This window comes from Pseudomonas sp., assembly GCF_049645325.1.
GTDB lineage: Bacteria > Pseudomonadota > Gammaproteobacteria > Pseudomonadales > Pseudomonadaceae > Aquipseudomonas.
This window is the reverse complement of record NZ_JBARTQ010000416.1, coordinates 1-7,227: the sequence shown is the minus strand read 5'-3', so window position 1 is coordinate 7,227 and position 7,227 is coordinate 1. Positions and strand designations below refer to the sequence as shown.

General features: G+C 64.2%; 6 protein-coding genes and 1 pseudogene. All 7 read left to right on the top strand.

Annotation, left to right across the window (positions count from 1 at the left end; translation table 11 throughout):
* On the top strand, positions 1–1,830 hold a 1,830-nt coding region (locus tag WBB95_RS17975), incomplete at its 5' end, for a 3-dehydroquinate synthase (protein ID WP_424488816.1).
* The gene (locus tag WBB95_RS17970) at positions 1,827–2,711 is read left to right on the top strand and encodes a UbiA family prenyltransferase (protein WP_424488815.1); all 885 of its coding nucleotides are present in this window, start codon (positions 1,827–1,829) and stop codon (positions 2,709–2,711) included. The genes WBB95_RS17975 and WBB95_RS17970, both read left to right, overlap by 4 nt.
* The gene (locus WBB95_RS17965; RefSeq protein WP_424488814.1) at positions 2,708–3,391 is read left to right on the top strand and encodes an EboA domain-containing protein; all 684 of its coding nucleotides are present in this window, start codon (positions 2,708–2,710) and stop codon (positions 3,389–3,391) included. Before WBB95_RS17970 ends, WBB95_RS17965 begins: the two co-directional genes overlap by 4 nt.
* 40 nt (positions 3,392–3,431) lie before the next feature.
* Positions 3,432–4,316, top strand: a complete 885-nt coding sequence (locus WBB95_RS17960; protein ID WP_424488813.1) for a TatD family hydrolase — start codon at positions 3,432–3,434, stop codon at positions 4,314–4,316.
* Positions 4,313–5,533 carry a metabolite traffic protein EboE gene (eboE, locus tag WBB95_RS17955; protein ID WP_424488812.1) on the top strand — a complete coding sequence of 407 codons (1,221 nt, stop codon included), beginning with the start codon at positions 4,313–4,315 and terminating at the stop codon, positions 5,531–5,533. The genes WBB95_RS17960 and eboE overlap by 4 nt, the downstream gene beginning before the upstream one ends.
* A complete protein-coding gene (locus tag WBB95_RS17950; RefSeq protein WP_424488811.1) occupies positions 5,523–6,959 on the top strand; it encodes an alkaline phosphatase family protein in 1,437 nt (478 codons plus the stop codon). The genes eboE and WBB95_RS17950 overlap by 11 nt, the downstream gene beginning before the upstream one ends.
* Positions 6,938–7,227: pseudogene (locus WBB95_RS17945) on the top strand (hypothetical protein); the annotation flags it as partial. The gene WBB95_RS17950 and the pseudogene WBB95_RS17945, both read left to right, overlap by 22 nt.

The following is a 7,227-nucleotide window of genomic DNA, read 5'->3' as shown; positions in this document are numbered from 1 at the left end:
GGGCCAGCCAGGCATTTCTGGCTGTCATTGGTGTGTTTTGCCGGGCTGGTGATCGCCAGTTTCCTGTTGTTCGAACAACAGATTCAGGGCTTCCTGAACCACCTCAACCTGTACCAGCCCTCCACGCCCACCCTGGCACTCAACCTGGCGTTGCTGCTGATCGCCCTGCTCGCACTCGACGTGGTGTTGCCCGTGCCCTCCAGCATGGTCGCGCTGCTGGCGGTGGCCATGCTCGGCAGCGTGGGCGGTTACCTGGTAATTTTTGTTGGCCTGTGCCTCGGCGCCGGGTTGGGTTATGCGCTGGGCGCCGGGTATTTTCGGCTGCTGGCGGGGCGCCTGGGCTTGCATCAGCGCCAGCCGGGGCAGTTGGCGTACCGCCTCAACACGCTGTCGTTGATCTGCCTGCGCGGGGTGCCGGTGCTGGCGGAAACTTCGGTGGTGGCCGCCGGGATGCAACGCTACCCGCTGCGCGCATTTTTACTCGTCACCACCCTGGCCAACGCCGGCCTGGCACTGGCCTACACCGCCATCGGCACGTTCCTGATCGAGCAGAATGCGCTGCTGGTGACGATTGTGGCGAGCATGGTGCTGCCGCTGCTGTTTGTGGCCGGGCACAGCCTGTTCAAGACTCTGCGCAAACCGAACGCCGAGCCACCGTTGCACGGCCGTTTCGAGGTCAGTTACGACTACCCGGTGGTGTTCACCGACTACCTGTTCGACCCGCTCAACCCCTGTCTTCACCAGCAGCTCACGGCGCAGCACAACAGCCCGATAACGGTGATGGTGTTTGCCGACGAACAACTGCTGAACAGCGCCCCGCAGTTGCGGGAACAGATCGACAGCTACTTCGCTGCACATGCCACCGACCTGCGTTTGCTGGCCGCACCCATTGCCGTGCCCGCCGGTGAGCTGAGCAAAACTGCACAGGTGTTGGAGCAACTGTACAGCGACATGCTGCAACACGGCCTCGACCGGCATTGCTACGTGCTCGCGCTCGGTGGCGGCGCAGTGCTCGACTCGGTGGGCTATGCCTGCGCAACCTTCCACCGCGGTATTCGCCTGATCCGCATTCCCACCACCGTACTGGCCCAAAACGATGCCGGCATCGGCGTAAAAAACGGCATCAATGCCTTCGGCCAAAAAAACCTGCTCGGCGCGTTCTACCCTGCCACGGCGGTGATCAATGACTTCCAGTTGCTCACCAGCCTCACGCACCGCGACCAGATCGCCGGGCTGGCGGAGGCGGTCAAGGTGGCGCTGATCAAGGACCAGGCTTTCTTCGAGTGGATGGAGCAGCACGCCGACGCCCTCGCCCGCTTCGACCACCCGGCCAGCCGCTATGCGATTCGCCGTTGTGCCGAGCTGCACCTGGGGCATATCACCGGGGCCGGCGACCCGTTCGAGCGCGGCAATGGTCGCCCGCTGGATTACGGTCACTGGGCCGCGCACAAGCTGGAAAACCTCAGCCACCACCGGCTGCGCCATGGCGAGGCGGTTGCGGTGGGCATGGCCCTGGATGGGCTGTATGCCAATGCCCTGGGCCTCTTGAGCGACGCCGATACGCAACGGGTGATGAACCTGCTGCACACCCTGGGCTTTAACCTGTGCCCGGCGGAGCTGGGCTTGAAAGATACGCAAGGCCGCTCGCACGTCATGCGCGGGCTGGAGGAGTTCCGCCAACACTTGGGCGGGCAACTGTCGATCCCCATGCTCAACCGGATCGGCCAATCAGTGGACCTGCATGAAATCGATGACGCACAGATGGAATGGGCGTTGCACCAGTTGTTGACTCGCAGCGACATGGCGTTGCGCCTGAGCTACGCACAATGAGCCAGCCCAATGTGAAAGCCTGGCTGACCCTGGGCCGTGTCTCCAACCTGCCCACCGTGTGGACCAACACCCTGGCCGCCGCCCTGCTCGCCAGCAGCGCCGGCGCCCTGGCGCCGCCGTCGTCGCTGGTGTGGGTGTTGTTATTGATCACGCTGTCGATGCTGTACCTGGCCGGCATGCTATTGAACGACTGGCTGGATGCCGACTGGGACCAGCAGCACCACAACCCGCGCCCCATCACCCTGGGCCTGGCGAGCCGACGACACGTCGGCCTCGCCACTGCGTTGCTGCTGATGTTCGCCGCCATAGCGGTGCTGGGCCTGAGCCGCTTGATTGATCAGCCGCACTGGCTGTTCGGCAGCGTGCTGCTGCTGGTGGGCTGCATCGTCGGCTACAACCTGCTGCACAAGAAATACGCCCACAGCGTGTGGCTGATGGGCGCTTGCCGCTCGGCGCTGTACCTCACGGCAGCGGCAAGCCTGGCGCTGCCGCCGGAGCCGATCTGGCTGTGCGCGGTGTTGCTTGGGGTGTACATCAGCGGCCTGACTTACCTCGCCCGTCAGGAACACCGCAACACGTTGATCAGCCGTTTGCCGCTGCTCCTGATGCTGAGCCCGCTCGCCCTGGCCATCTACGCCACCAACCTGTGGTTCTGGCCGGTATTGCTGCTGTGGCTCGGTTGGTTGGGCTGGCATTACTACAAGCACCTGGCACACCCGCAACAGCGCAACGTGCGCGTGTTTATCGGTGCCGGGCTGGCCGCGCTGCCGCTGTTCGACGCACTGGTGCTGGCGGTGGCCAACCAGCCATTGGGCAGCCTGGTGTGCGTGCTGGTGTTTTTCCTGCTTCCTCACTTTCAGCGCTGGATCAAGCCCACATGAACATGCGCCAGGATGGCCTCGCCGAACATCACCAAGCCCTGAGCCAACAGCTGGACGCCACCGAACTGCAGTGGTGGCAGCAGGCGCAGGCGCAACTGGCCGAACACCCCAGCGCCACCACCACGGCGCTGTTGAGCGGCCAAAGCAAACGTCACCTCAAGGCCACGGCGGTCTGCCTGGCGCGCGGTTTGTTGCTGGCCCAAATGCTGGAACAGGTGCCGGAAAACCAGCGGCTGCCGACGCTGCGCCAGCTGTTCCTGTGGGGCGACGACGCGGAAAAAATCGCCCTGCTCAAGGCCCTCGACTGGCTCGACAGCGATGGCCAGTGCCTGGAGCTGGCATTGCAGGCCGGGCGCACCAGCAACCCGCAGGTGTTCGCCGCTCTCGCCCTCGACACCGCCTACCCCGCACGTCACTACCCGGAGCGGGCCTTTCACCAATTGGTGCTGAAGGCGCTCGGCATGGGGCTCGACATCGGGCGCCTGCTCGGCCTCAAACAGCATCACAGCGTGACCCTCAACCAACTCGCCCTCGACCTGTTGGACGAGCAACTCGCCGCCGGGCGCGCAGTGTCCCCCGGGCTCCCCAACGCCATCGCTTTCGCCCTGCTCAGCCCCGCGCAACGCCAGCGCCTGGGCGGCCTGCGCCTGCCACCGGAGTGGCACGCCCACCTCAACTGAAGCCCACCGCCTGCGCCCTTTTCCTTGACGAGGATTCACCATGCTCAAGTACTTCGACCCGCATATTCATATGGTCAGCCGCACCACTGACGACTACCAGAACATGGCCGCCGCCGGCATCACCGGGGTGATCGAACCGGCGTTCTGGCAAGGGCAGGCGCGCACCAGCGTCGGCAGTTTCGTCGACTATTTCGACACCCTGCTGGGCTGGGAGCGTTTTCGCGCGAGCATGTTCGGCATCCATCATTTCTGCACCATTGGCCTGAACCCCAAGGAGGCCAACGACCTGTCGATCGCCAACGAAGTGCTGCAGATTCTGCCGCGTTATCTGGTCAAGGATGGCGTGGTGGCGGTGGGTGAAATCGGCTACGACGACATCACCCCGGAAGAAGACCGCTTTCTCGCCGCGCAGCTGGAACTGGCCAAGCAATTCAACCTGCCGGTGCTGGTGCATACCCCGCACCGCGACAAGATCGGCGGCACCAAGCGGACCCTGGCGGTGATCCGCGAAGTCGGCATCGCCGAGCACCTGGTGATCATCGACCACCTCAACGAATTGACCCTGCCGCTGGTGCTCGACAGCGACTGCTGGCGCGGCCATTCGATCTACCCCAATACCAAAATGTCGGAGCAACGCATGGTCGCGTTGCTGCAGGAATACGGCACCGAAAAAATGGTGGTCAACAGCGCTGCCGACTGGGGCATCAGTGACCCGCTCAAGGTGCCGAAGACCGGCCAGGCGATGTTGGCGGCAGGCTTCAGCGAAGCCCAGGTGGAACAGGTGCTGTTCCACAACCCGGTGGACTTTTTTGCCCAAAGCGGCCAGTTGGACAAGACGCTGGTCAGCACGCCGCTGCCCATCGACCAGCGCAAGCAGTGGCAGGAAAACTCGGCCCTGCGCGGCCAGGACCCGGTGGTCAAATGAGTGCCGCCAGTGGCTGGACGGCGCCCCAGGTCGGTTATTGCAGCAATGTGCACCCGACCCGGGATTTAGCCGGTTTGCGCGCCTCTATCGAGCAGCATTTCCAAGGCGTGCGGCGCCTGCGCGGGCTGGACGCGCAGGACAGCGGCCTGTGGATCTGCGCCCGCGCGGCCACCGAATTGCAGCACGAACCGGCACGCGCGCATTTTCTACAGCTGCTGCACAGCAGCGGGCTGCGCCTGACCTCGCTGAACGGGTTTCCCTATGGCGAGTTCCATCAGGGCGCGGTGAAAGCCGAGGTGTACCTGCCCAACTGGGCCGACCCGCAGCGGCTGGCCTACAGCCTGGACCTGGCGCACATCCTTGCCCATGCGCTGCCGACCGACTGCCGCCACGGGGTGATTTCCACAGTGCCGCTGGGCTACGCCGCCACTTGGACGCCCACCTTGCAAGAACGCGCCGACGAGCATCTCAGCCAACTCACGGCGGCGCTGGCCAGCCTGCACCGCGAAACCGGCAAGAAAATCGTGTTTTGCCTGGAGATGGAACCGGACTGCGTGCTGGAAAACACCGAGCAGGCCATCGCCTTCTTCCAGCGTCGGCAGGCCCTGGACCCGAACCATGACTACCTGGCGTTGTGTTTTGACGTGTGCCACCAAGCGGTGATGTTTGAAGATTGCTACCAATCCCTGGACCGACTGCGCCAGGCCCGCGTCCCGATCGGCAAGGTCCAGCTGTCGAATGCGATGATTTGCCGTTTGCCGGCCAACGATGAGCGCCGCCGCGAGCAGGTGCTCAACACCTTGGCGACCTTTGCCGAAATCACTTACCTGCACCAGGTCAAAGCCCTCGACGCACAGGGCCTGCGAGTCGCCTGGCCAGACTTGCCCGCCGCCCTGGAAGGCTGCGCCGGGTTCAACGAGCTGCGGATTCACTTCCACGTGCCCTTGTTCAGCGAACAGCTGTTGTTGCCCGAACTCAGTGGCAGCCAGGCTGCGCTCGCGCAGACTTTCGACTACCTGGCCGCCCACAGCGAATTCCGCCCGGTGCTGGAGGTCGAGACCTACAGCTGGGGCGTGCTGCCACCCTCACTGCGGCCTGCCACCGAGCACGCGCAACTGGAAGGCATCGCCGCCGAATTGCGCTGGGTCGAAGACCAGTTGCGCCAGCGCGGCCTGCTGCAATGGCTGGTGCAGGAGGCGTACGCCGATGCGCTCTGAGCAACCGCTGCTGCTGATCAATGTGGTCGGGCTCACGCCGTCGCTGCTGGGTGAGGCGACGCCGCACATCAACGCGCTGCTGAAGACCGCCAAGATGGCCACGCTGCAGCCGGTATTCCCGGCCGTGACCTCGACGGTGCAGGCGTCGATCCTCACCGGCACGCCGCCGTCGCAGCATGGCATCGTCGGCAATGGCTGGTACTTTCGCGAGCAAGCCGAAGTGCGCTTCTGGCTGCAACCGAATGCGCTGGTGCAGGGCGAAAAGGTCTGGCAGACCCTCAAGCGGGAGATGCCCGGGTTCCGCTGCAGCCAGTTGTTCTGGTGGTACAACATGTACGCCGACGTGGACGCGGCCATTACCCCGCGCCCGCATTACCCGGCCGACGGGCGCAAACACTTCGGCCTGTATTCGTCGCCGCCGGGGCTGCATGAGCAGATCGAGGCGCAGATCGGCGAGTTCCCCTTTCACGGGTTCTGGGGGCCTGCGGCGGGCATTGCATCGAGCCGCTGGATCGTCGATTGCGCCATGGCGGAGTTCGCGATCAACCGCCCGCATTTACAGCTGATCTACCTGCCCCACCTCGACTACAGCCTGCAGCGCGTGGGGCCTGATCACCCGTCCATTGCCGATGAAGTGCGCGCGATCGACAGCGAAGTCGGGCGCCTGCTGGCCTTTGCTGACGCGCAGGGGGCGGCCGTGATGCTGCTCTCCGAATACGGCATCGAAGCCGTCGAGCACTCGGTGTCGATCAACCGCGTATTGCGCACCGAAGGCCTGTTGCAGGTGCGCGAGTCGCTCAGTTGGGAATTGCTCGACCCGGGCGCCAGCGCGGCATTTGCGGTGGCTGACCATCAAATTGCGCATGTCTACGTCAAGCAGGCCGAGGACATCCCCCGGGTCAAAGCCTTGTTGCTGCGCCAGCCCGGCGTCGAACAGGTGCTGGACAAGACCGAACAGCGCGCCTGGCAACTGGACCACCCGCGCAGCGGCGAGCTGGTGGCTGTGGCCGCCAAGGGTTTCTGGTTCGATTACTACTACTGGCTGGATGAGCGCAAGGCACCGGATTTTGCGCGCACCGTGGACATCCACCGCAAGCCCGGCTACGACCCGGTGGAGCTGTTTATCGACCCGGCCATTCGTTTCCCCAGGCTGAAACTCGCGGGGCGTTTGCTGCAAAAGAAACTCGGCTTTCGCTACTACATGGACCTGATCCCGCTCGACACCGGCTTGGTGCGGGGCAGCCATGGCCGCCTGCCCGGCAGCCCGCAGACCGGCCCGCTGTTGATCACCAATTGTGACCTGGCGTTACCGCAGCACCTTGCGGCCACGGCAGTGAAGCACCTGCTCCTGGAACATTTCCTGGGGCGCCCCAACACCGAACTGGCCACAGCCAAGGAGCTTCCATGCGGCGAGCCTTATCAATAACTGTCCTCAGTGCATTGGCCGGGTTGGCCCATGCCCAGGACGCCACGCCCTTCGACTGCAGCAACTTTTTGCAGTTTGGAGGCAACCTCGACAAGACCCGGGCGGCCTTCGTGCAAAGCCCCGAAACGCTGGCCTGGAACTGGTTTGCCTGTTTGAACCAGAACGTCTCCGCCTTTGACCTCGATCGAGTCTGGGAGAGCCTGAAGCCATCGGACCAGGTCTACCTGAGCAACGGTGCCCAACCGCTGCCGTACGCCCAGCGTGTGCC

Bases quoted from the DNA above. Each gene is read 5' to 3' on its own strand.
- WBB95_RS17970 (WP_424488815.1), top strand. From the start codon at position 1,827: ATGAGCCAGCCCAATGTGAAAGCCTGGCTGACCCTGGGCCGTGTCTCC.
- WBB95_RS17965 (WP_424488814.1), top strand. From the start codon at position 2,708: ATGAACATGCGCCAGGATGGCCTCGCCGAACATCACCAAGCCCTGAGC.
- WBB95_RS17960 (WP_424488813.1), top strand. From the start codon at position 3,432: ATGCTCAAGTACTTCGACCCGCATATTCATATGGTCAGCCGCACCACT.
- eboE (WP_424488812.1), top strand. From the start codon at position 4,313: ATGAGTGCCGCCAGTGGCTGGACGGCGCCCCAGGTCGGTTATTGCAGC.
- WBB95_RS17950 (WP_424488811.1), top strand. From the start codon at position 5,523: ATGCGCTCTGAGCAACCGCTGCTGCTGATCAATGTGGTCGGGCTCACG.